The organism is Pseudomonas sp. GM48 (assembly GCF_000282335.1).
Lineage (GTDB): Bacteria > Pseudomonadota > Gammaproteobacteria > Pseudomonadales > Pseudomonadaceae > Aquipseudomonas.
Window position 1 is genome coordinate 1 of record NZ_AKJM01000184.1, and the last position, 24,100, is coordinate 24,100.

Annotated in this window: 21 protein-coding genes and 2 pseudogenes; 16 read left to right on the forward strand and 7 right to left on the reverse strand. The window is 58.6% G+C overall.

Annotated elements, in window-relative coordinates; genetic code table 11:
* The 3 genes from PMI28_RS01055 to PMI28_RS01045 all read left to right on the forward strand — a co-directional run.
* On the forward strand, positions 1-326 hold a 326-nt coding region (locus PMI28_RS01055; protein ID WP_007992647.1), incomplete at its 5' end, for an FAD-dependent oxidoreductase.
* Positions 327-835: 509 nt separating this feature from the next.
* Positions 836-1,579 carry a protein-L-isoaspartate(D-aspartate) O-methyltransferase gene (locus PMI28_RS01050; protein WP_033063633.1) on the forward strand — a complete coding sequence of 248 codons (744 nt, stop codon included), beginning with the start codon at positions 836-838 and terminating at the stop codon, positions 1,577-1,579.
* Between the two features lie 2 nt (positions 1,580-1,581).
* Positions 1,582-4,014 carry a hypothetical protein gene (locus tag PMI28_RS01045; protein WP_007992651.1) on the forward strand — a complete coding sequence of 811 codons (2,433 nt, stop codon included), beginning with the start codon at positions 1,582-1,584 and terminating at the stop codon, positions 4,012-4,014.
* 621 nt (positions 4,015-4,635) lie between these two features.
* On the opposite strand, the gene PMI28_RS01040 is transcribed toward PMI28_RS01045, so the two are convergent.
* Both PMI28_RS01040 and PMI28_RS29175 read right to left on the reverse strand, forming a co-directional pair.
* A complete protein-coding gene (locus PMI28_RS01040; protein WP_007992653.1) occupies positions 4,636-5,121 on the reverse strand; it encodes an ester cyclase in 486 nt (161 codons plus the stop codon).
* A 69-nt stretch (positions 5,122-5,190) separates the two neighbouring features.
* Complete coding sequence (locus PMI28_RS29175) at positions 5,191-5,598, reverse strand: hypothetical protein (protein WP_177318993.1); 408 nt, start codon at positions 5,596-5,598, stop codon at positions 5,191-5,193.
* Positions 5,599-5,645: 47 nt separating this feature from the next.
* Here PMI28_RS29175 and PMI28_RS01035 point away from each other — a divergent pair.
* The 7 genes and pseudogenes from PMI28_RS01035 to kdpE form a co-directional block, all read left to right on the forward strand.
* Positions 5,646-6,248 (forward strand): annotated as a pseudogene (locus PMI28_RS01035) (transposase); the annotation flags it as partial.
* Positions 6,249-6,701: 453 nt separating this feature from the next.
* Positions 6,702-6,794 carry a K(+)-transporting ATPase subunit F gene (gene kdpF, locus PMI28_RS01030; protein ID WP_007992657.1) on the forward strand — a complete coding sequence of 31 codons (93 nt, stop codon included), beginning with the start codon at positions 6,702-6,704 and terminating at the stop codon, positions 6,792-6,794.
* The gene (gene kdpA, locus PMI28_RS01025; protein ID WP_007992658.1) at positions 6,791-8,563 is read left to right on the forward strand and encodes a potassium-transporting ATPase subunit KdpA; all 1,773 of its coding nucleotides are present in this window, start codon (positions 6,791-6,793) and stop codon (positions 8,561-8,563) included. The genes kdpF and kdpA overlap by 4 nt, the downstream gene beginning before the upstream one ends.
* 10 nt (positions 8,564-8,573) lie before the next feature.
* A complete protein-coding gene (kdpB, locus tag PMI28_RS01020) occupies positions 8,574-10,652 on the forward strand; it encodes a potassium-transporting ATPase subunit KdpB (RefSeq protein ID WP_007992659.1) in 2,079 nt (692 codons plus the stop codon).
* A gap of 12 nt (positions 10,653-10,664) precedes the next feature.
* Positions 10,665-11,237, forward strand: coding sequence for a potassium-transporting ATPase subunit KdpC (gene kdpC, locus PMI28_RS01015; protein WP_007992660.1), 573 nt, complete (start codon positions 10,665-10,667; stop codon positions 11,235-11,237).
* Between the two features lie 22 nt (positions 11,238-11,259).
* Positions 11,260-13,959 (forward strand): two-component system sensor histidine kinase KdpD, encoded by a 2,700-nt coding sequence (gene kdpD / locus PMI28_RS01010; RefSeq protein WP_007992661.1) that lies wholly within the window; start codon positions 11,260-11,262, stop codon positions 13,957-13,959.
* Positions 13,956-14,645: a two-component system response regulator KdpE gene (gene kdpE, locus PMI28_RS01005; RefSeq protein WP_007992662.1), complete on the forward strand. Its 690-nt coding sequence runs from the start codon at positions 13,956-13,958 to the stop codon at positions 14,643-14,645. The genes kdpD and kdpE overlap by 4 nt, the downstream gene beginning before the upstream one ends.
* Before the next feature lie 38 nt (positions 14,646-14,683).
* On the opposite strand, the gene rimI is transcribed toward kdpE, so the two are convergent.
* A complete protein-coding gene (gene rimI, locus PMI28_RS01000) occupies positions 14,684-15,841 on the reverse strand; it encodes a ribosomal protein S18-alanine N-acetyltransferase (protein ID WP_007992664.1) in 1,158 nt (385 codons plus the stop codon).
* A 92-nt stretch (positions 15,842-15,933) separates the two neighbouring features.
* Here rimI and PMI28_RS0129040 point away from each other — a divergent pair.
* Positions 15,934-17,519, forward strand: a pseudogene (locus PMI28_RS0129040) (RimK family protein).
* Positions 17,520-17,585: 66 nt separating this feature from the next.
* Entirely contained in the window at positions 17,586-18,536 is a 951-nt protein-coding gene (locus PMI28_RS00995) for a magnesium transporter CorA family protein (protein ID WP_007992669.1), read from the forward strand.
* A gap of 87 nt (positions 18,537-18,623) precedes the next feature.
* Here the strand turns inward: PMI28_RS00995 and PMI28_RS00990 are convergent, their stop codons facing one another.
* Both PMI28_RS00990 and merR read right to left on the reverse strand, forming a co-directional pair.
* On the reverse strand, positions 18,624-20,525 hold the full coding sequence (locus tag PMI28_RS00990; protein ID WP_162130423.1) for a potassium transporter Kup: 1,902 nt from the start codon (positions 20,523-20,525) through the stop codon (positions 18,624-18,626).
* Positions 20,526-20,879: 354 nt separating this feature from the next.
* Positions 20,880-21,278, reverse strand: a complete 399-nt coding sequence (gene merR, locus PMI28_RS00985; RefSeq protein ID WP_007992673.1) for an Hg(II)-responsive transcriptional regulator — start codon at positions 21,276-21,278, stop codon at positions 20,880-20,882.
* A gap of 76 nt (positions 21,279-21,354) precedes the next feature.
* Here merR and PMI28_RS29180 point away from each other — a divergent pair, with 76 nt between their 5' ends.
* Both PMI28_RS29180 and PMI28_RS30240 read left to right on the forward strand, forming a co-directional pair.
* Complete coding sequence (locus PMI28_RS29180; protein WP_007992674.1) at positions 21,355-21,528, forward strand: heavy-metal-associated domain-containing protein; 174 nt, start codon at positions 21,355-21,357, stop codon at positions 21,526-21,528.
* A 7-nt stretch (positions 21,529-21,535) separates the two neighbouring features.
* Positions 21,536-21,754: a GDCCVxC domain-containing (seleno)protein gene (locus PMI28_RS30240; RefSeq protein ID WP_007992675.1), complete on the forward strand. Its 219-nt coding sequence runs from the start codon at positions 21,536-21,538 to the stop codon at positions 21,752-21,754.
* A 244-nt stretch (positions 21,755-21,998) separates the two neighbouring features.
* Here the strand turns inward: PMI28_RS30240 and PMI28_RS0129050 are convergent, their stop codons facing one another.
* Positions 21,999-22,388, reverse strand: coding sequence for a YkvA family protein (locus PMI28_RS0129050; protein WP_033063635.1), 390 nt, complete (start codon positions 22,386-22,388; stop codon positions 21,999-22,001).
* 122 nt (positions 22,389-22,510) lie between these two features.
* Here PMI28_RS0129050 and PMI28_RS00980 point away from each other — a divergent pair, with 122 nt between their 5' ends.
* Positions 22,511-23,251: a Mut7-C RNAse domain-containing protein gene (locus PMI28_RS00980; RefSeq protein ID WP_007992677.1), complete on the forward strand. Its 741-nt coding sequence runs from the start codon at positions 22,511-22,513 to the stop codon at positions 23,249-23,251.
* Between the two features lie 119 nt (positions 23,252-23,370).
* Positions 23,371-23,691 (forward strand): isochorismate lyase, encoded by a 321-nt coding sequence (locus tag PMI28_RS00975; protein ID WP_007992678.1) that lies wholly within the window; start codon positions 23,371-23,373, stop codon positions 23,689-23,691.
* A 204-nt stretch (positions 23,692-23,895) separates the two neighbouring features.
* Here PMI28_RS00975 and PMI28_RS00970 read toward each other — a convergent pair.
* On the reverse strand, positions 23,896-24,100 hold a 205-nt coding region (locus tag PMI28_RS00970), incomplete at its 5' end, for a hypothetical protein (protein ID WP_033063636.1).

Below are 24,100 nucleotides of genomic sequence, written 5' to 3' on the forward strand. Positions count from 1 at the left end.
TGGCGGCGGAAGATTATTTGGGAGACTCCCTGGAAAACCAGCCAGTAGAGATAGCGCTACGAACTGCCCGGGCCATCCAGAACGAACTCTATGGGATTACTTCCATTGATCCGCAATTGGCTTGTGTCGGACTCAGGCCAATTCCTGTCGATGGCATCCCCATCATCGGCTATCTACCCGACATCGGCGGAGTGTACGTTTGCGCAATGCATCCTGGCGTCACTCTGGCGGCGATTGTGGGCCGTCTTGCCAGCGAGGAAATAGTCGACAACAAGGCATCCTCTGCCCTTGACCCGTGTCGTCCCGACCGATTCTTCCAGGCATAAGATCACTTGTCTTTCTCGCAAGCCCACTTCTCGCGATCAACAGTTTGAGTTCGAAGCTGTACTTTTCCAGGCGAGCCCCTCAACGTGCCACCAGCGGAAATGAGTCGATTTCGTTCAGTCGTGACAGACAGCTATTGGCCGATTCTGTTGAAAAAGTCGGTCATCCAAATCTGCCTGATCATCGGCCGGTGAAAACGCCTTTTTTGCACGCTGCTGCGTGAAATCTGCGTCTGGAAACGTCTGCCGACAGTAAAGATTTCAATCTCAGACGTGTACTTTTCAGTCGCGGAAACCATGCCCGACTTTTTCAACAGAATCGGCCACTAGCTGACAATCGCATTCACTTTTGTTTCACCGCATGAACTGGCTGGGTGCTATCAGTGCAGTTACGGGTTGCGATATTTTCTCAGGCAGTCGCCGCAGCCTGGTTTGGTCGCCGGCCCCCCCGGACTTGCCGAGCCAGCCCGCCGGCCATACGATTCGACTATTCCTCAGGCGGATGAGTCATTGTGAAGCCGGTGATGCTCCTGACGCGCATCCTGGCGCCTGCCATCGCTCTGGCGCTGGCATCCGCCGGCCTGCATGCCGACGACCCGTTCGCGCCGTTGCGCGACGCCATGGTGCGGGAGATCGCCAACATGTCGTCCATCACCCGCGACGAAACCGGCAGGGTCGAGTTTGCGGCGCCGGTGATGGCCGCGATGGCCAAGGTGCCACGCCATAAGTTCGTCCCGCCCGACGAGGTGCCCTACGCCTACGAGAATCGCCCGCTGCCGATCGGCTACGGCCAGACCATCTCCCAGCCTTACATCGTCGCCCTGATGACCGACCTGACACAGGTCGGGCCCGGCGACGTGGTACTCGAGATAGGCACTGGCTCGGGCTACCAGGCGGCGATCCTCGCCGAGCTGGCGCAGGCGGTCTACACGATGGAGATCATCGAGCCGCTGGCAGTGCAGGCCGGGGAGCGCCTGGGCCGGCTGGGATATGCGAAGGTGCAAGCCCGGCTGGGCGATGGCTACCACGGCTGGCCCGAGCACGGGCCTTACGACGCCATCCTCGTCACCGCCGCCGCCAGCCATGTGCCGCCGCCACTGATCGCCCAGCTCAAGGCCGGCGGACGGATGGTAATCCCGGTCGGCGCGCCGTTCATGATCCAGTACCTGCTGCTGATCGAGAAGGCCGGCGATGGCAGTGTGTCCACCCGGCAGGTGCTGCCTGTGCGCTTCGTGCCGCTGGTCGGAGGCGATTGAGCATGCATTCGCCGCCATTGCTCGCCCTGGCGCTGCTGTCTGCCTCCGCGCTCGGCTATGAGGTGCTGCTGCTGCGACTGCTTTCGATCATCCAGTGGCACCATTTCGCCTACATGATGATCAGCGTTGCGCTGCTCGGCTACGGCGCCGCCGGCACCGCCGTGGCGCTGGCGCGGCCTGTGCTGGCGCCGCGCTTCCACGGCGTGTTCATCGGCGGCGCAGTGCTGTTCGGGCTGAGCGCCATCGCCTGCTTCAGCCTGGCCCAGCAGGTTCCGTTCAACCCCCTCGAGATCCTCTGGGACGCGCGGCAGTCGGCGCGCCTGCTGATGATCTACCTGCTGCTGTTCGTGCCGTTCTTCTGCGCGGCGGTGTGCATCTGCCTGACCTTCACCTGCTTTCAGGAGCAGATTCATCGGATCTACGCCTTCGACATTCTCGGCGCCGGCGTTGGCAGCCTGGCGATCGTCGCCGCGCTGTTCGCCCTGACGCCCGTCGATGCGCTGCGGCTGCTGGGCGGCACCGGCATCGCCGCCGGGGCGCTGGGCGGCATGGCTTGCACGGGGCATAGGCACTGGCTCGCGCCGTTGCTGCTGGCGGCGGCAGTCGCGGTCCCGGCCGGCGTGCCCGGGCGCTGGATCGCCCTGTCGCCCTCCGAGTACAAGGAACTGAGCCAGACGCTGCGTATAAAGGATGCGCGCGCAATCGCCCAGACCTGGAGTCCGCTGGGCCTGCTCACGGTCGTCGACAGCCCGACCATTCCCCTGCGCCACGCGCCGGGCCTGAGCCTCAACGCGACGCAGGAACCGCCCGCACAACTGGCCATCTTCACCGACGGCGACGGCCTTTCCGTGCTGAACCGCTATGACGGGCGCCGCGAGCCGCTCGCCTACCTGGACTACCTGACTTCGGCTCTGCCCTATCACCTGCTGCGGCAACCCCGCGTGCTGGTGCTGGGCAGCGGCGCCGGCGCCGATGTGCTGCAGGCGATCTACCACGGCGCCAGCGCGGTGGATGCCATCGAACTGAACCCGCAGGTGATCGATCTGGTCCAGCGTCGCTTCGCCGACTTCTCCGGCAAGCCGTACAGCGCGCCCAACGTCCGTGTGCTGATCGGCGAGGCGCGCGGCCTGGTGGCTTCGCGCAGCGAGCCTTACGACCTGATCCAGATCGCCCTGCTGGACTCCTTCGGCACCGCCTCGGGCGGCCTGCATGCGCTGTCCGAGAACTACCTGTACACGGTGGATGCCTTCGCCGAGTACCTGCGCCATCTCGCGCCCGGCGGCCTGTTGGCCATCACCCGCTGGGTCACCCTGCCGCCCCGCGATGTTCCCAGGCTACTGGCCACCGCGGCCGTGGCCATCGAGCGCGACGGACAGGCCAGCGCGGCGCGCCGCATCGTCATGATCCGCGGCTGGAAGACCGTGACGCTGCTGGTCAGCAACAGGGATTTCGACGACGCCGGCATTGCCGTGTTGCGGGAGTTCTGCCGGGCGCGCTCCTTCGACCTGGCCTACTACCCCGGGATGACCGTGGCCGAGGCGAACCGCTACAACCTGCTCGACCGGCCCTGGTTCTTCGAAGCGGCGCAGGCCCTGCTGTCCGGCGAACGCGCGGAGTTCCTGGCACGCTACAAGTTCGACGTGCGTCCGACCACGGATGACCGGCCGTATTTCTTCCACTTCTTCAAATGGAGCTCGCTGCCGGAACTGCTGGCGCTGAAGGAGCAGGGCGGCCTGTCAATGCTGGAGTGGGGCTATCCGGTGCTGATCGCCACACTGCTGCAGTCCAGCGTGGCCGCCGCGCTGCTGATCCTGGCGCCGCTGTGGGTGGCGCGGCGGCGCCAGCGGCGCTCTCGGAGTGCGGCTTTGGTCAGGTTCGAACTTCGGGTCGTGTCCTACTTCGCCGCCATCGGCTTCGCCTTCATGTTCGTGGAAATCGCCTTCATCCAGAAGTTCACCCTTTTCCTCAGCCACCCGTTGTATTCGGTGGCGGTAACGCTCAGCGCGTTCCTGATCTTCGCTGGCCTCGGCAGCCGTTACTCCGGCCGGCGGCGGGGGGACATTGGAACGGGTGTGGGGCCCCGTCATCCGCTCGCGCGGCCAGTCCTGGCGATCTGCGCGATCGCCCTGCTCTACCTGATCGCCCTGCCCCCGTTGTTCCAGCAGCTGGCGCCGGTGCGGACCCTCGCCAGGTTCGGCATCTGCGCCGCGCTGGTAGCGCCGCTGGCGTTCGCCATGGGCATGCCGTTTCCGCTCGGACTCGGGCGCGTCTCCGCGCGCGCCGAAGCACTGGTGCCGATCGCCTGGGGCGTCAACGCCAGCGTATCGGTGGTAGCGGCCGTGCTGGCGACCCTGCTGGCGATCCACCTGGGCTTCACCGTGGTGTTGCTGCTGGCGTTGCTGCTGTATCTCGCGGCGGCGGTCGCATTTCCCTGATCGCAGCGGTTCGGAGCGAAACGTCAACAGACCCAGGTGAGACGAATGGCCTGTTGGAACGCCGCTTGCCGCAGTTCACACGTCTCGTCGTGTCGAGACGCGAGGGTGACGCCTTTCATGCTTCGAAGCTAAACATTTGAAAATGTGGACGTGTGCGTCATGCCAAAGATGAGAGGTTCCGTGCCGCAAGCAATTGGTTTTGGCCGACGCAATCGAGTCGTCAGAGGTGGTTTTCATCCCATAGCTGCCGGTAGTGACCGGCAGAAACCGGCCGATTGTGTTGAAAAAGTCGGTTTGCCCAAAACACTCGAATGTTGATGGGTGAAGACACCTCTTTTGCACGCTGCAACGTGAAATCCGAGCCCGGAATCCTCTGTTCAAAGTAAAGATTTCAATCTCAAGCGCATACTTTTCTGCCGTAGAAACCATGGCCGACTTTTTCAATAGAATCGGCCAGAAGTGCAAGCTCACAACTGCAAACAATAGTTGGCTCCGCTCACTGGGACGAGCTAAAGCCCGCTCCTTACCAGATCACTGCCTGTTTTGCGTAGGGGCAGCGTTTGCAAGGAGCAAAAACGAGCCCAGCCCATGGGCTCGTTTTTTTTGCAGGCAGTGTTTGAATTACCAACCCAGCTGCTTGTTGAACGACAGCGCATCATAGTAATCATGCTGTGTCGCGATCTTGCCGTCCTTCAACCGAATGAAACTGACGCCCTTGAAAGACAACGGCTTGTTGGTTGCTGGCGTTTCAGGTGCCCAGGCACCGGTATTGTTCCCATCGAACTGCCATTCAAAGGCAATGTTGTCGCCGTCGATGACCGGCTGGCCAACCATCTTCCACCTCAGATCGGGCACCGCATCGATAAAGAGTTTGATGACCTCGACCCTGGCCGTTTCCCTGCCGACTTTAGGAACCCCTACCGAGGCGTCCAGAAATTCGCCGTTCTCGGCAAAATATTGTGCCGCCGCGTCCGGATCGTGTTTGTTCCACGCGCTCATGTAAGCGTTGATGACGTCCAGGGTGTTCTGTTTGTCCGCTGCAACCGAAAACTGGGCAAACAACAAAAAGGCAAGAATGCTGGCGATGCGTAGCGATATCCGGTGCATGGTATTTCCTCTTCGATTATTGCTGTTGTGGGAGAGTCGGAAAACAGTTTTGCCCAGGCATGCAGCGACCTATCGCGGCACCGGCGGCTCAACCAGCGACCGCTCGATCGACAGCGGTTTGAGCTTGTGTACTTTGGCGGCAGCAGGGCGGCTGGCCATGTTGCCGACGAACCAGTTCGCCGAATTGGCCTCGACCGAGGCTTCGCCCGTCAGCTTGGGGCGCGTGAACCAGGGCATGCTCTGGTAGTTGTAGAAGCTTTCGCTTTGCCGGTTGAAGTTCAGCATCATTGGGGCCACATTTCCGCTCGAGGGGCGGTAGAACCATTCCAGGAACAGCTCTTGATCGGCGAGTTCCCCCCGGTTCCAATACGACACCGGTCCCATGAATATAGTTGTTGTTTTCTGACAGGCGTTCTTCGATGGTCGGTTGTAAAAAAGCCAGGTCCTTCGACGTTGGTTTTTTGCCTTCGGCGCCAAGCGCGCTCCAGACCGTCACCACTTCTTCGGCCAGCGTATTGAGTTGCTCGATGGCCAGGCAAGCCCGCGAGGCGATGGCGTCAGATACGTTGTCGGTAGTGGCTGACCGAGGTTACTTCAAAAGCGAACAAATCCTCGCTTGTCACGAAGCAGGTATCACCGCCTATGTGCCCAAGCCGATGACCTCTGGAGCCAAGGCTGACGGGCGTTTCAATAACGATGCCTTTATCTATGACGCGGCAAAAAACGAATACATTTGCCGCGCTGGCGAGGCGCTGATCTGGCACTACTCCTACGTTAAAAAAGGCCTGAAGTTGCACCGTTACTGGAGTTCGAACTGCCAGGGCTGCGCGTTGAAATCGCAGTGCACACCGAGCACGGAACGACGAATTCGGTGCTGGGAGCATGAAGCCGTATTGGAGGAAATGCAGCTTCGGCTGAGCAAAGCCCCGGAGATGTTGCGCGTCCGAAAACGGACGGTGGAGCATCCCTTCGGTTCGCTCAAACAATGGATGGGGTCAACGCATTTCCTGACGCGAAAGCTGGTCGGGGTGAGTGCCGAGATGAGCTTGAATGTGCTTGCCTATAACTTGAAACGGGTCATGAAAATCATCGGTGCCAACAGTTTGATGAAGACGCTGTTGGCCTGAAAAAAGGCTGATTTTGGCCCATCCCAGAGACTGTAAAAACGGCGTTGACGTGTTCCAGTTCTGACTGATGCGACACGCAGCATTTGCCTTGTGATCGTTCCGCCAAGAGCGTCAATGATCCAAGACGATGAGGTCATGAGCGCTTTTACACACTCTGGGCCAAAAGCAGTCGGTCGATTATGTCTACGATTCCTGGAAAACTCGGACTGACGCGGATACAAGGCAATTCCGCCTGCCAACTTTCAACCTGATCGCCCCACCTGAGCGGGATCTTTATCAGATATTTATTCCTCTGCCCCCAATCCTTTTAACAACTTACCAAACGTCCGTTTAGGCTTTCCTCATAGCGGGAGGAAATGCCATGGACTTCATCTATCTGTTACTCGGTGCACTGTTCTTCATCAGCCTGGTCGGCCTGGCGCGCGGCTGTGCGGCGCTTAACAGGAGACGGTCATGACGGGCTTCTATCTGTTCGCCGGCATCATTGCGACCGGCTTGCTGGTTTACCTGATCGCGGCGCTGCTGTTTCCGGAGGACTTCCTATGACGACTCAAGCCTGGGTCCTCCTCGGGACCTTTCTGCTGGCGCTGGGTATTTTGGCCTGGCCCCTCGGGCATTGGTTGACCACCGTGATGGAGGGGCGGTTCACCCTCGGCTCGCGCATCGAGTCGCCGCTGTATCGCCTGGCCGGAGTGCAACCTGAGGCGCAAATGGGTTGGCTGCAATACGCCCTCGCCCTGATCCTTTTCAACGTGCTGGGGATGCTGGTGGTCTACGCGTTGCAACGGTTGCAAGGTGTTCTGCCGTTCAACCCACAAGGATTTGGCGCCGTGTCGCCCGACTCGTCGTTCAACACCGCCGCCAGTTTCGTCACCAATACCAACTGGCAAGCCTATAGCGGTGAGTCGACGATGAGCTACCTGACACAGATGCTCGCGCTGACGGTGCAGAATTTCCTGTCAGCCGCCACCGGCATTGTGGTGGCCGTCGCCCTGATCCGCGGGTTCGCCCGCCACAGTGCCACCAGCATCGGCAATGCCTGGACCGACCTCACCCGCATCACGTTGTGGGTGTTACTGCCGCTGTCACTGATTTTCGCGCTATTTCTCGTCAGCCAAGGTGCGATTCAAAATCTTGACCCCTACAAAGAAGTTACAACGATGGAGGTCATGCAGTACCAGGTCCCGGTGCTCAATGACGCCGGACAGCCGGCCCTCGATGCCCAAGGCAATCCGCTGACCAAGCCCGCCAGCACCGACAAACAGACCATCGCGATGGGGCCTGTGGCCTCGCAAGAAGCGATCAAGATGCTGGGCACCAACGGTGGTGGATTCTTCAACGCCAACTCGGCACACCCCTTCGAGAATCCCACCGCCGTCACCAATTTCCTGCAGATGCTTGCCATCTTCCTGATCCCGACCGCGCTGTGCTTCGTCTTCGGCCACATCGTTGGTGACATACGACAAGGTTGGGCCTTGCTGGCGACGATGACGATCATCTTCGTAATCGCGGTGGTGGCCGTCACTCATTACGAGCAACTGGGCAATCCACAGTTTTCAGCTTTGGGCATCGATACGGCGGCGGGCAACATGGAAGGCAAGGAGCTGCGCTTCGGCATCAGCGCATCGAGCCTGTTTGCCGCAGTAACAACAGCGGCGTCCTGTGGCGCTGTGGTGGCGATGCACGACTCGTTTACGCCACTGGGCGGCGCGGTGCCACTGGTGCTGATGCAATTGGGCGAGGTGGTATTCGGTGGTACCGGCTCGGGTCTGTACGGCATGCTGGTATTCGCCATCCTGGCGGTATTTATCGCTGGGCTGATGATCGGCCGCACACCTGAATACCTGGGCAAGAAGATCGAAGCCTACGAGATGAAAATGGTCGCCATCGCGATTCTCGCGACACCGTTACTTGTGCTCTTCGGGACCGCCATTGCGGTCATGGCCGACGCCGGTCGGTTGGGAATTGCCAACCCCGGTGCCCATGGATTCTCGGAAGTCCTCTACGCCTTCACCTCGGCGGCCAACAACAACGGCAGCGCATTTGCCGGCCTGTCGGCCAACACCCCCTTCTACAACGTGATGCTGGCAATCGCTGCCTGGTTCGGCCGGTTCGGTGTGATCGTTCCGGTGCTCGCCGTGGCGGGCAGCCTGGCGGCGAAAAAACGCCTGGCTGTGACCGGCGGCACGATGCCCACCCACGGGCCGCTGTTCGTGGTGCTGTTGATCGGCACGGTGTTGCTGGTCGGTTTGCTGAACTACGTGCCGGCCTTGGCACTGGGGCCACTCGTTGAACACTTCATGTTGATCAAGTGAGACTACGAACATGACTCGCAAAGCGTTCTCCTTGTTCGATCCAAAACTGTTAACGCCGGCCATGGTCGAGTCCGTACGTAAACTCAGCCCCAGGATCCAGTGGCGTAACCCGGTAATGTTCGTCGTCTACATCGGTGCGATCATCACCACCGCCCTCTGGGTTCAGGCGCTGCGTGGCCAGGGCGAGGCCAGCGGCGGCTTTATCCTCGCCATCGCGTTATGGCTGTGGTTTACCGTGTTGTTCGCCAACGTTGCCGAGGCGTTGGCCGAAGGCCGCAGCAAGGCTCAAGCGGCATCCCTGCGTAACCTGAAAAAGGAAACCTGGGCCAAGAAACTGCTCGAACCTCACTACGGTGCCGAATGGCAATTGGCGCAGTCGAGCGGCCTGCGCAAAGGCGATGTGGTGGTGGTTGAGTCCGGCGACCTCGCCGACTCGGTGATCCCCGCCGACGGCGAGGTAATCGAAGGCGCCGCCTCGGTGGACGAGTCCGCCATTACCGGCGAGTCGGCCCCGGTGATTCGCGAATGCGGTGGCGACTTCTCGGCCGTGACCGGCGGCACCCGGGTACTCTCGGACTGGATCGTCGTCCGCGTGACCGCCGACCCTGGCGAAACCTTCGTCGACCGCATGATCGCCATGGTCGAGAATGCCAAGCGGCAAAAGACTCCGAATGAAATCGCCTTGTCGATTTTGTTGGTCGCGCTGACGATCGTGTTTCTGGGCGTGACGGTGACGCTTCTGCCCTTCTCGCTGTTCGGGGTTGCGGTGGCCAAATCCGGGGCACCCGTCTCGATTACCGTCCTTATCTCGCTATTGGTCTGCCTGATTCCCACCACCATTGCCGGCCTGCTGTCGGCCGTGGGTGTGGCCGGCATGAGCCGCATGATGGAAGCCAACGTGATCGCCACCTCCGGGCGTGCTGTAGAAGCCGCCGGTGATGTGGATGTTCTGCTGCTCGACAAGACCGGCACCATCACCCTGGGCAACCGCCACGCCTCGGCGTTTTTACCGGCACCGGGGATCAAGGAAGCGGAACTGGTCGACGTGGCGCAACTCGCATCGCTGGCAGACGAAACACCCGAAGGTCGCAGCATTGTGGTGTTGGCCAAACAGCGGTTCAACCTGCGTGAACGGGACATTGCGGCGCTCGACGCGCATTTCGTGCACTTCTCGGCGCAAACCCGCATGAGTGGCGTCAACATGGGTGCCCGGCAACTGCGAAAAGGCGCCGGCGAAGCGATCCTGCGTCATGTCCAGAGTCTGGGCGGGAGCTTTCCCGACGCGGTGCAAACCATCGTCGATGACGTGTCTCGCCGAGGCAGCACTCCGTTGGTAGTGGCCGACGGGCCCAAAGTGCTGGGCGTTATTGAGCTCAAGGACATCGTCAAGGGCGGTATCAAGGAGCGTTTTGTCGAATTGCGCCGCATGGGTATCAAGACGGTAATGGTGACCGGCGATAACCGGGTCACCGCCGCCGCCATCGCGGCCGAAGCCGGTGTCGATGACTTTCTGGCCGAAGCCACCCCCGAACAGAAGCTGGAACTGATCCGCCGTTACCAGGCTGAAGGCCGGCTGGTGGCCATGACCGGCGACGGCACCAACGACGCCCCGGCACTGGCCCAGGCGGATGTTGCCGTGGCCATGAATTCCGGCACTCAAGCCGCCAAGGAAGCCGGCAACATGGTGGACCTGGACAGCAACCCGACCAAGTTGATCGAGGTGGTGGAAACCGGCAAACAAATGCTGATGACCCGTGGCTCGCTGACCACTTTCTCGATTGCCAACGACATCGCCAAATACTTCGCCATCGTGCCGGCGGCGTTTGTCACCACCTACCCGCAACTCGCGGCACTCAACATCATGGGCCTGACCAGCCCGAACTCCGCGGTGCTGTCGGCCGTGATCTTCAACGCGTTGATCATCATTTTCCTGATTCCCCTGGCGCTCAAAGGCGTGAAATACCGCCCGGTCGGTGCAGCACTGTTATTGCGGCGCAACCTGTTGATCTATGGGCTGGGCGGAGTAATCGTTCCATTCATTGGCATCAAAATGATCGACATGGCGCTGGCCGCCGTCGGTCTGGTTTGAGGGAGCACTGTCATGACAACTCTGCTGCGTCCGGCATTGACCCTGCTGATCGCCTTTTCACTGGTCACCGGCCTGGCCTATCCGCTGCTCACCACCGGTATTGCGAGGCTGGTCTTTCCTCAACAGGCCGCCGGCAGCCTGATCGAAAGAGATGGCAAAACCGTGGGCTCACTGTTGATCGGTCAGGGCTTCAGCGATCCGAAGTACTTCTGGAGCCGCCCTTCCGCTACCAGCCCCATGCCCTACAACCCACTGGCCTCGAGTGGCTCTAACCAAGGGCCGCTGAACCCGGCGCTGATGGATGCGGTCAAGGGCAGGATCGAAGCCTTGCGCGCAGCTGATCCCGGCAACACGGCCACGGTGCCCGCCGACCTGGTCTACAGTTCCGCCAGTGGTCTTGATCCGCATATCAGCATCGCGGCAGCGTTGTACCAGGCGGGCCGGATCTCTCGGGTGCGCAACCTGCCTGTCGAGAAGGTTCAGCAGCTGATCAGCGAGTATTCTGAAGGCACGCTCCTGGGGTTTCTCGGCGAACCCCGGGTCAACGTCCTGGCCCTGAACCTGGCACTCGACGCCGCACATTGAGCGCTAACACACGGTGAGCCTGATGGCCGACCAACGTCCTGATCCGGACCAGCTACTGGCCCGGATTCGCGAAGAAGAAGCGCAGGCCAAACGCGGTCGGTTGAAGATTTTTTTCGGCGCCAGCGCCGGCGTCGGCAAGACCTACGCGATGCTGACCGCTGCCCATACGGCAAAACTGCAAACCGCAAACGTACTGATCGGCGTGGTCGAGACTCACGGTCGTGCCGAAACCCTGGCGCTGACAGAGGGTCTTGAGCGGCTGCCCCTCAAACAGGTCGTCGACAAAAACCGCACAGTGACCGAGTTCGACCTGGACGCCGCACTCGCGCACCACCCCGAATTGATCCTGATTGACGAACTGGCGCACTCCAACGTGGTCGGCTCCCGACACCCCAAACGCTGGCAAGACGTGGAAGAGCTGCTCAGTGCCGGGATCGATGTCTGGTCAACCATGAACGTCCAGCACCTGGAAAGCCTGAACGACATTGTCGGCGGCATCACCGGCATTCGCGTCTGGGAGACCGTGCCCGACCATGTGTTCGACAACGCCGACGAGGTGGTCATCGTCGACCTGCCACCCGACGACTTGCTGCAGCGCTTGAAGGAAGGCAAGGTCTATCTGGCGCAACAGGCCGAACGCGCGGTGCAGAATTTCTTCCGCAAAGGCAACCTGATTGCCCTGCGGGAACTGGCGCTACGTCGCACCGCCGACCGTGTCGACAGCGACATGTTGCAGTACCGTCAAAGCGGCGCGGTCAAACCGGTCTGGGGCACTCGCGACTCGTTGCTCGCCTGTGTCGGCCCCCATGAGCAGGCCGAAAAGACCGTACGTTCAACGGCTCGTCTGGCCGCTCAGCTCAATGTGCCCTGGCATGCCGTGTATGTCGAAACCCCGGCCTTGCAGCGCTTGCCCGACGCCAGGCGTCGTCGCGTGCTGGCGACCCTGAAACTGGCTCAGGAGATGGGCGCGCAGATCTCGACCCTGGCCGGCCAGGACATCGCGGAAGTACTGATCAAGTACGCTCGGCAGCACAACCTTTCAAAAGTCGTGCTGGGCCGGGACGAACGTCCACAGCGTCGATTCTGGCGGCGAGAACTGGCTGAGCGAATCGGCGAACTGGGCGCCGATCTTGACGTGATTCAAGTCTCGCTCCCGGCCAACCGACGCCCCCAGGCCGAAACGACGTCTGAAACCCGCGGTAGCCCAATAGCTTGGCGATCTTATGTCTGGAGCTTGGCGGTCTGCGCGGTGACGACCCTGCTGGCCCTGCCCATGCTGCATGTGCTCGAACAGGCCAACATCGTCATGATCTTCCTGCTGGCCGTCGTCGCCGTGGCGGTGCGCTTTGGTCGCGGCCCGGCCATCCTGGCGGCCTTTGTTTCCGTGGCATCCTTTGACTTCTTCTTTGTAGCGCCGCGTTTTTCGTTCGCCTTCGCCGATGTCCAGTACCTGGTGACCTTCAGCGTCATGCTCGTGGTCGCCCTGGTCATCGGGCAAATGACCGCCGGCCTGACTTATCAGGCACGGGTGGCGCAACGACGCGAAGACCGCATGCGAGCGCTGTACGACATGTCTCGCCTGCTGTCCGCCGCGCTGATGACCGAACAGGTCGCCGACATCAGCGCACGGTTTCTGTCTGCCGAATTTGGTGCCCGGTCTGCCTTGCTGGTCGCCGATGACAACAACAAGCTATTGCCTCCCATGGTCACAGGCGAGGCACCGCAGGTAGACGTTGCCATCGCCCAGTGGTCTTTCGACAAGACCGAGCCGGCCGGCTACGGCACCGACACCCTGCCCTCCATTTCCACGCTCTACTTGCCCTTGTCGGCACCCATGCGGGTGCGCGGGGTGCTGGCGGTGCAACCAAGGGATACGACCCGGCTCGTGGTGCCGGAACAACGTCGCCTGCTCGACACCTGCGCATCATTGCTGGCTATCTCCCTCGAACGGATTCACTACATCAACGTGGCCCAGGATACGACGGTGCAAATGGAATCCGAGCGCTTGCGCAACTCGTTACTTTCAGCAATATCCCACGACCTGCGCACCCCACTCTCGGTGATGGTCGGGCTGGCCGAAGCGCTCAAACTGACCCGGCCGCCCCTGACCGGCGAAGCTGCCGAGATCGCCACAGCAGTGGGTGAGTCGGCGCTGCGCATGAATACCCTGGTCAACAACCTGCTGGACATGGCTCGCCTGGAGTCGGGCAAAGTGGTGTTGAACCGTCAGTGGCAACCCATCGAAGAAGTGGTGGGCAGCGCCCTGCGGGCCATCCAGCCGATTCTGGGTCAGCGTTCGGTGCATGTGGCGCTGGACGATGACTTGCCCCCCGTACACATCGACGCGGTACTGATTGAACGTATCCTCATCAATTTGCTCGAAAACGCCGTTAAGTACACACCACAGGGCACCTCCATTGACCTGGGGGCCAGGACCACACCAGACCATATCGAGTTGTGGGTCGCCGATGAAGGCCCCGGGCTGCCCCACGGTCATGAAGATGACATCTTCAATAAATTCATGCGTGGCAAGAAGGAGAGCTCGATTCCGGGCGTGGGGTTGGGCCTGGCCATTTGCCGGGCCATTGCCCAGGTCCATGGAGGGACTATTCAGGGAGTCACGCGATCCACGGGTGGGGCTTGCTTCACTCTACGCCTGCCCCGTGAAGCCCCCCCAGACATCGAATCCTTTGCGCAGCAAGCTGACGAGGAGCAGCCATGACCGAATCAATGCCCCATGTTCTGATCATTGAAGACGAGAAGGAAATTCGCCGTTTCGTCCGCATGGCCTTGCAGGCTGAAGGCCTGGAAGTCATTGAAGCCGATACCTTTCACCGGGGCCTCATCGACGCGGGTACCCGCCGGCCTGACCTGATCGTGCTCGACCTGGGGCTTCCCGACGGAGACGGCATCGACCTGATCCGGGACGTACGGAGCTGGTCACCGGTGCCTATCATTGTGTTGTCTGCCCGTGGTGCGGAGTCTGACAAAATCCTGGCCCTGGACACGGGTGCCGACGATTATCTGGTGAAACCGTTTGGCACCGGAGAACTGCTGGCTCGCGTCCGCGCAATGTTACGCAGACACGTAAAAGATACCGAGAACCATACGGTCCTGGCCTTTGGCGATGTGCAGATTGATATGGAACGGCGTGTCGTGGAACGCTCCGGCGCGCCATTGCATTTGACACCATTGGAGTATCGCCTGCTGGTCCATCTTTGCTCACACCCGAACCGTGTCCTGACGCATCAGCAACTGCTCAAGGCTGTGTGGGGCCCATCGCACACCACCGATACGCCTTACCTTCGAGTATTCATGGGAGGCCTGCGTAAAAAAGTCGAAGCAGACCCTTCCCAGCCGCGACATCTCATCACCGAAACCGGCGTTGGATATCGCTTCATTCCTTAAGCAAAGATTTACGAGGGTAAAGTCTTTAAAGTCACGATTTATGAGGCCCCATTAACACAATGCTTCTGTGCTGGAGGCAGCTGCACTCCGTTGCTGGACTGCTCGCGTGCGTAAAGCGTCACTGAGGCGCGCAGCTTGCTGCCGCCGAAAGCACACATCTTGTCGAACGCCTTGTGACTGACGGGAAGATGCTGGCAGTCGAGTGCCTGACGGTGCTGACTGTGATCGATGTCCGGGTCATGCAGGTAGACGAAGTCTTCATCATAATCAGTGACAATTACCCAGTGCGGGGCTTTGGAGCGAGTCAGACGGTAGCTGCTGATCAACACCAAGGGCTGACCGCCGGCCTTCAGCGTGAGAGCCAGATCCAGCTGGTTGCTGCTGACATGCTCCACATCACTGTGTTGAAGTTCCGTGCAGAACTCTTCGTGTACCAGGCGAATCACCTCCTTTTTATGTTCGTCGCGCACCCCGTCGAGAAATAGCGGACCGGCAATACTGACTTGCAGGCGAACTCGAAACCCTCGGCGCCAGGCCGCCAATGCCAATCCTTGGGGACTGCACCCACCGTGCCCTGAAGTCATGAACACCGTCGTGGCTTCACGCCAGATTTGCAGTTCGTCCCGGCGCTCGATCAGGCGATCGGGTTGCAATGCCCTCATGGCCATCAAGAGGCAAGCCGGGCCGCAGGTGAACTCAGTGGTTTGTTGGTAGTAAGGCACCTGGAATTCACGGCTTTCCCGATGTTGCAGAATGCGCTTCTCCAAACGCAACGCATGCGCATGGTCTTCGTAGTAGTTGTGAACCACAGCGAAGCGTCGGTAACCGTTACGCTCATAAAGACTGATAGCGACGGGATTATCCGGCCGCACTTCCAGTCGCAGGTAGGCGCAGTCGTGAGCGCGAGCGCTATCCTCCGCCTGATCCAATAGCTGTTTTCCAAGGCCGAGGCCGCGACTGTGGGTGGCGATAGCGATTGAATACAGGCGCGCCAGAGAGGTGCCACGGTGAAACAGGACCAGACAGTAGCCCATCAGTTGCCCACCGTCTTGCGCAACGATCAGGCTGGCATGGGCTCGGCTGATCATCCACTGAAAACTGCGCAGAGTCAGTCGATCAGAGGTAAAGCATTGGTTCTCCAGCTCCAGCAGAGACTTCAGATCATCGTGTGTAGCATTGCGAAATAACAGACTCATAGCCCCACCGTAAAAGTTGCGTAACGAAACGAGACTTTTTAAAAGTATCGTGCTTAATAGATAAGGACTTGTTCTCCAACGGACCTTTTCATATGTCAGCGGTACAGGGTGGCTTGCGTGAAGTATCAGAGCAAAATCGGTTAACGGCAATATCAAACCTGACTTATTTACCGGAGACACAGGGAAGATCCAGCCAGGTGATTATTATTGTTGAACGAAAAGAAGACTGGGCCTCTTACTTCCCCTCGGAGGATGTGATGAGTGCGCAGGAGTACCTGGAACAGCCTCTTGAGATCGAAGCCGGCAAGCGCGTTCAGGTTATTAATCTGTGTCGAAGCTACAAGTATCTGGGGCACGGGTATTACTGTTCACTGCTGGCAGAAGCACGCGGCCATAAAGTTATTCCGTCCGTGCGTACTATCAGCGAACTTACCAAAAAATCACTGTATGGCCTGGCGCTGGATGATCTGGGAAAAACACTAGACAAAGCACTGAACAACCATATTTACAGTAATACCGAAGGATTCACGCTCACCCTGTACTTCGGTAAAACCAATCTTGAACCGTTGCAGGATCTGGCACGGCAAATCTTTGAAATCTTCCCGTGCCCGATTCTCCTGGTAGAGTTCCGTAAAAGTAACAGTTGGCGCATCGACGGAATAAAGTCCGGTGTCTTGCAAAAGTTACGCGAAGACCAGGAAGATCAATTTGCCAACTCGCTGGACAGCTTCAGCCGCAAGATATGGCGAGTGCCACGTTCACCACGCGTAGCCCGCTACGACCTGGCCATTTTGCATGACTCGCAAGAAGCGCTGCCGCCCTCCAATGCCAAGGCACTGGAGAACTTTATCCGGGTCGGCAAAGGCTTGGGTATTGATGTCGATCTGATCGAAAAGAAAGACTATTCACGAATCGCCGAGTATGACGCCCTGTTGATTCGCGAAACCACCAGCGTGGATAACCACACCTATCGCTTCGCCAAGAAGGCGGAAAGCGAAGGTCTGGTGGTGATGGACGATCCCGCTTCAATCCTGCGCTGTACCAACAAGGTGTACCTGACGGATCTACTGAAAAGCCTCAACTGGGTATGCCGGCAACCGAGATTCTCTACAAGGAACGACCGGAAGACTTCGAGCGAGTGGGTGAACGCCTGGGCTTTCCGTTAGTGCTGAAGATTCCCGATGGCTGCTTTTCCCGGGGCGTAATCAAGGTCGAAAGCCAACAGGCACTGCTGGAAGCCACCGCTGAGCTATTCGAACACTCGGTGCTGTTGCTGGCTCAGGAGTTCTTTTACACCGAGTACGACTGGCGCATTGGCGTGCTCAACCGCAAACCGATTTTCGCCTGCCAGTACTTCATGTCCAAAGGTCACTGGCAGATTTACAACCACAAAGCCAAGGGTCAGGACATTAATGGGGAATGCCGGACCCTGGCGGTCCACGAGGCACCACGAGCGGTGGTTGAACTCGCGGTGAAGACCGCGAACCTCATTGGTGATGGTTTGTACGGAGTCGACTTGAAGCAGTCCGGCGATAAGGTGGTGGTGATCGAGGTCAACGACAATCCGAACATGGACGCGGGCATCGAAGACGCTTACTTGCAGGACGATTTGTATTCACTTGTGCTGGAAGAATTCGTCCGGCGCCTGGAACTCAAACGTCGCGGCCAGGCGTGGTGAATGCTTGATCTGACACGCATCCTGCAAGACATGGACTTGCTCAGTCGATAACGCCAGAGGTCAGATGTGATCAAGAGTTTTCAACTTGCCAATGGGGCGCTGGTATCGGTTGAACATCTCGATGCCGATGTGATGTTGTTCAGCAATCCCGATGCGGCAGAACGGGATCTATTGCGCAGCGATTTCAAACTGGATGATCACGCGCTGGCTTCGGCACTGGATCCGGACGAAGTCTCACGCATCGAGTTCCATCCGGACAATCTGTTCTTGATCTGGAAGCGTCCGGAAAGTTACTCGGGCGGAGAAAGCCTGGCCTTCGAGGTCTCATCGTTCGGCTTGCTGTTCTCTCAATCACGCTTGCTGGTAATCGCGACTGACGATTCCCAGTTGAGTGGCCTGGGGGAGCGGCACCCCTTGCACACACCGCAGGATGTGCTGCTGGACATGCTGTTCAACAACCTCCACCACTACCTGGGTCACCTCAAGGTGATCAAGATGGTGGCTCGCGAGTTGCAGCAGAAATTTAACGCCTCGATGGAGAATCGGCATCTGATCCAGATGTTTAATCTCAGCGAAAGCCTGATCTATTACATCAACGCGATTCACAGCAATGGCGCTGTCCTGACCCGGTTGCGCAACCATGCAGAAAAGGAGCACTTCAGCGTCGAGGCGATCGCGCTAATCGACGATCTGATCATCGAGAACACCCAGTGCAACAAACAGGCGGAAATCTACTCCAGGGTGTTTGCCGGCTTGATCGATGCACGGGGCAATTTGATGAACAACACCATGAACAACCTGCTACGCAAACTGACACTGATCAATGTGGTCTTCCTGCCTCTCAACCTGATCGCCAGCATTGGTGGCATGTCCGAGTTCAGCATGATGACCTCAGCCGTCCCCTGGTGGGTTGCCTATCCGCTTTTTCTCACGGGAATGCTGGTTGCCGGGGGCCTGATGGTCATCGCGCTCAAGCGTCTGACACGGGGTTCGTCCAGCATCAATGGCCCGCATTGAACGCTTGAGGTGATGCACAGGCAGTGCGGTAGTTTTGACCTTCTCGCGCCGCTGCCCCATGAGCCGCCCTGGATACTCGATGACTCTTTACATCTCAACCTGTGTGCCCAGCTCAATCACCCGATTCAACGGCAGCTTGAAGTACCTCAGGTTGCTATTGGCGTTCTTGAGCAAAAACGCGAACAGGCTTTCTCGCCAACGGGCCATACCAATACGTTTGGTCGGAATGACCGTCTCGCGGCTGAGGAAATAGGTCGTGCGCATCGGACTGAAATCGAGCTCAGACAAGTGACAGAGACTCAGGGCCAGAGGGACATCAGGCTCTTCGATAAAACCGAAGTGCAGACTGACCCGGAAGAAGCCTTCACCATAGGCCTCAACCTCGAACCGCCGTTCAGCACTCACACGAGGGCTGTCCTCAGAAACCACGGTGAGTAACACCACTTGCTCATGCAAAACCTGGTTATGCAGCAGGTTGTGCAGCAGTGCATGCGGAACGGCATCGGCCCTGGCCGTTAGAAACACCGCCGTACCTTGCACCCGATGGGGAGGCTGCGTACGAATGCTATCGATGAATAGTGGTAGAGGTAGCGCGGTTTCATCCAGCCGCTCAACAACAATCTTCCTGCCCTGCTTCCAGGTCGTCATCAAAATGAACAAACCAATGCCGGCAATCACCGGGAACGCACCGCCCTGAAAAATCTTCGGCGCATTGGCCGCGAAATACAGGCTGTCTACGAGCAAGAGTCCAAGCAACATTGGAATGGCCAGCCAGCGCGGCGTTTTCCATAGGAGCAGGACGACTGCCGAGGACAAAATTGTCGTGATCAACATGGTCCCTGTCACTGCGACGCCATAGGCTGCGGCCAACGCACTGGACGACTCGAAACCGATAACCAACAGCACAACACCGACCATCAATGCCCAGTTAACCGTGCCGATGTAAATCTGTCCCTGCTCCTGACTGGAGGTGTGCTGGATAAACATGCGAGGGATATAACCCAGCTGAATGGCCTGGTGAGTCAGGGAGAAGGCACCGGAGATCACGGCTTGAGAAGCGATGATGGTGGCCAGTGTGGAGAGCGCGACCATCGGCAACAATGCCCAATCAGGCGCCAGCAAATAGAACGGGTTGCGTACAGCCTCCGGGTCTCCTAGGATCAAGGCGCCCTGGCCAAAGTAATTGAGTACCAAACCGGGCAGCACGAGAATGAACCACGCACGTGAGATCGGTTTGCGACCAAAGTGGCCCATGTCGGCATACAGAGCTTCAGCACCGGTCAATGCCAACACGACAGCGCCAAGAATCGCCACACCGATTCCCGGATGAGCGATAAAAAAATGCGCCCCCCAGTATGGATTGAGGGCTTGCAGCACTTCCGGCCGCTGCAAAATACCGTAGATCCCCAGCGCCCCCAGCACCACAAACCACAGCACCATCACTGGGCCGAACAGGATACCGATGCGGGCCGTACCGTGTTTCTGTATCAAGAACAGCGCCACCAGCACGATCACTGATAAGGGCACAACCCAGTGCTCGATTCCGTCAAACGCCAACTGTAGTCCTTCAACCGCAGAGAGCACCGAAATAGCCGGGGTGATCATACTGTCCCCGTAAAAAAGTGCCGCACCAAACAGGCCAAGCAGCACCAGTACCTTGCTCATGTGTGGATAAGGTGCTGCCGCGCGACGGGCTAACGCCGTCAACGCCATGATGCCGCCTTCGCCCTGATTGTTCGCGCGCAGGATGAACAACACGTATTTGATCGAGACCACCCAGATCAGTGACCAAAAGATCAACGACAGAATGCCTAGCACCCCGTCGTGATTTACCTGAACTCCGTAGTGGCCGGAAAAGACTTCTTTCAGCGTGTAGAGGGGGCTGGTGCCAATATCCCCGTAAACCACTCCAACGGCGGCGACGAGCAAGCCAACTCCCGACGTTCTGGATGGGGAATCTACATGCTCACTGGTCAAATTCTCACTCAAGGATCGCTTCTCTCAAATTGCGGGGGAGGTAGTTCACGCCATCCTTGGGCAATACATTGTCAGCGTCATTAGGAGTGCCAACGCATGGACGGTCTAAAAATCGCGGCCAGTATCGTTGTGGACAAAACCGCCTACCGTAAAGAAAGCGTAAAAAATCAAACGGCGGCCCCAAAACTTTCTGATGAATCCCCCTGATCTTGTGAAAATAAATGACCTGCCGTTTGGGTCGCTTGCTGCCCTCCGCGACAGGCACCGATCGGCCCAGGCTGTGTGAAAACGTTTTGGAGCAGGTTTGACAGTCAGGACTGGAACGAAAAGTGCGTTCCTACGCAAAATCTGCCGATGATTGGTGTATCACTCCTCGTTCAGCACATCGATGATAGGGCAAGTGGCCCCGCCGTCACCTAGATCGCATTTCTGCACCAGTCCGCCTAGCACCTGCCGCATTGCGGCAAGGTCAGCCATCTTTTGCTCGATCAGGGCCAGCTTGCGCACGGCCAGTGCCCGAGTCTCGCTACAAGTGCAGGCCGCATCAAGTGTCAGCAATGCGCCCACCTCATCCAGCGTGAATCCCAGCGCCTGTGCCCTCTTAATGAAGCGCAGTCGTTTGACCTGCTCCGGTAGATAGTGCCGATAACCGCTGAGCGGTTTTGGCGGTTCATCCAGCAAGCCGCGTCGCTGGTAATAGCGAATAGTCTCGATGTTCACACCGGCAGCTTCCGCCAACTTGCCGATACTCAGCCCTGTCGCCATCACACGCCCCTTGATTCTGTACCTGGGTACGGAGTGTAGAGTGACTCTAGATTAGATCGATTCAATGGAGATGACGATGGCTCAACAGATCGGCAAGAGATCGCTGGAGCAGTTGCCCGGCGCAAGTGCCGTCAAGGTCGACTTCGCCGAGAAGATGGCCATCGTCACCTATGCCCCCAATAAAGCTGACCCTGAGGCGTTGACCGAGGCGGCGGCGAATGCGGGTTATCCCTCCACCATGCACAAGTGAGGCAACTATGAGCGCCGTCATCCTCGAATCCGTGTTGACCTGCCCACATTGCGGTTTCGCCAAGCAGGAAGCCATGCCCACGGACGCCTGCCAGTTCTTCTACGAGTGCGTCAGTTGCAAAACGCTTCTACGCCCGAACCGCGGTGACTGCTGTGTGTTCTGTTCGTTTGGCACGGTGAAGTGCCCGCCATTCCAGGAGCAGCGCGGATGCTGTGGTACGGCTTAACCTATGTTTATTCGGTTTATCAGACGCCCCTAAAGCGCCTCAAACCGTGATTATGGGAGGTTAATGTTATGTGGAATCACGCTCTGATGCTCGTGGTTATCTACCTGACTATCACCCTCTGCATCGGCTGGTTGTATACCATTGCTATCCTGTATTGGCTTTGATCCAATGTGAGAGGTACTGCTGCAACCATTCACGGAACTGGACGACAGCTTCACTCCCCCGCGTTTCTATCGATCCTGTGTCAAACAGCCCACGCCCGCCACGCACCAATACCGGCAATGAACCAAGTCAGTACGATGAGCACCGCAGCAAGCTTATTCACCGGGCGCCTCAAATCTCTGGCCTCCCACTCAGCCGCTTTGAGCTGACACTCCTGCAGCACCGCTATTGGCATCAGCCGAATAGCAAGCAGAATGCCAAGCGGTAAAATAATCACGTCGTCCACGTATCCAAGCACGGGAATAAAATCGGGAATAAGGTCAATTGGACTCAACGCATAAGCCACAACAAAAACTGAAATCCATTTGGGTAGCCAAGGCGTTTGCGGATGCTGATAGCAAAACCAGAGAGCCATGATTTGCTGTTTTAGCTTTCGGGCCCAGCCACGTAGACAATAAAGAAGGCGCTTCATGTCGTTGTAATCAGAACGTGAGGGATGCGATCTCCAGCGTAGCGCCATTGGGAAGCGGCCGCTATCAGAGAAGTTGTCCAGGCTAGACTCGCTCTTCCTGCAGCCCTGCCATACTGTTGAGCATGACCAGTGCAACCTTCCGCTTCTACGAGGAGCTCAACGATTTCCTGCCGGCCGAACGGCGGCGGCAATCCTTCACCTGCAAATGCGCGCGAGGGGCGACGGTCAAGCACATGATCGAGGCGCTCGGGGTACCGCACACCGAAGTCGAGCTGGTGCTGCTCAATGGCGAGTCGGTGGGCTTCGAGCGGGTGATTCTCGACAGTGACCGGCTGGCGGTGTATCCCAAGTTCGAAGCGCTGGACATCAGCCCGCTGCTAAAGGTTCGTGCACAACCTTTACGGGTGCTGCGCTTCGTCGCTGATGCGCACCTTGGCGGGCTGGCCAGTCTGCTGCGCATGAGCGGCTTCGATACCCTCTATGACAATGGCTTCGAGGATGGCCAGATCGCCGAGATCGCTGCGCAGCAGGGACGCATCGTGCTAACCCGCGACCGCGAACTGCTCAAGCGGCGGATCATCAGCCACGGCTGTTATGTGCATGCCCTGAAACCGTCGCTGCAGCTGCGTGAATTGTACGAGCGCCTCGACCTGGCGCGTAGCGCGCGGCCATTCAGCCTGTGCCTTCATTGCAACCTGCCGCTGCACGAGATCAGCCCGGAACTGGCTCGGTCGCAGGTGCCGCCACGCATTGGCGCCCTCTATTCGCACTTCCTGCGCTGCGACGCCTGCCAACGGGTTTACTGGGAGGGTTCGCACTGGCGAGGTATGTGTGCATTGCTGGCACCCCTGCTGAACCGATAACCGCGCACATCGGGGTGGACAGCGGATTTTATGGTATTGAGCTGTATCGCCCACGGAAGATAGCGCACCGATGCTGTTTCCGAAGGCTCATGATCTTTTTAGCAAATGGAGTCACCTACATGGAAGTCATCAATCAGTTGCAGCCCGAAGCGTGTGCAGGCATGGAGGACATCCGACGCGAAATCGATGCCCTTGATCAGGTCGTTATCAAGCTGTTGGGCAAGCGTTTTCACTACGTACTGGCGGCCTCGAAGTTCAAGACTTCGGTGACGTCAGTGCGTGCTCCGGAGCGTTTCAAGGCCATGCTCACGACACGACGCGAATGGGCCGAGGCTGAGGGCCTGAGCCCGGATGCCATCGAGAAGATGTACAGCGATCTGGTGAACCACTTCATTGCCGAAGAGATGAAACACTGGGTGGCTCATCAATCCGACACCTGACTCTGGTATCAGACTGTCCGTGACGGGTTGTGGGTTTCGCCGAGGCGATCATCGCTTTCGCGGCAAAACCCTGGTCGATTCAGCCCTCCCTGATTTCCCGCATCGAACGCATTCATGAGGCAATTGAACGGAAAGAAAAAGGGAGGGCATTCATTGCCCTCCCCTCCGCTTTCCACACGCTATGCGACTGTACTGACCAGGACCTCAAGTGGCCAGAATGAAGTCCGTCTGATCAACGGTCGCGCTGTTGACACCGACCAGGTGAATCGTGTCCGCCCCGATCCCGACCACCGTGTCAGCCCCGTTAGCCGTTATGGTCACGTTGGCAGCGAACGTCGCGCTGGTGATCCCCAGTGCCGCGATATTGAGCAAGTCCTGCCCGGCCGGATTGGCTCCGAAGTTCAGGATC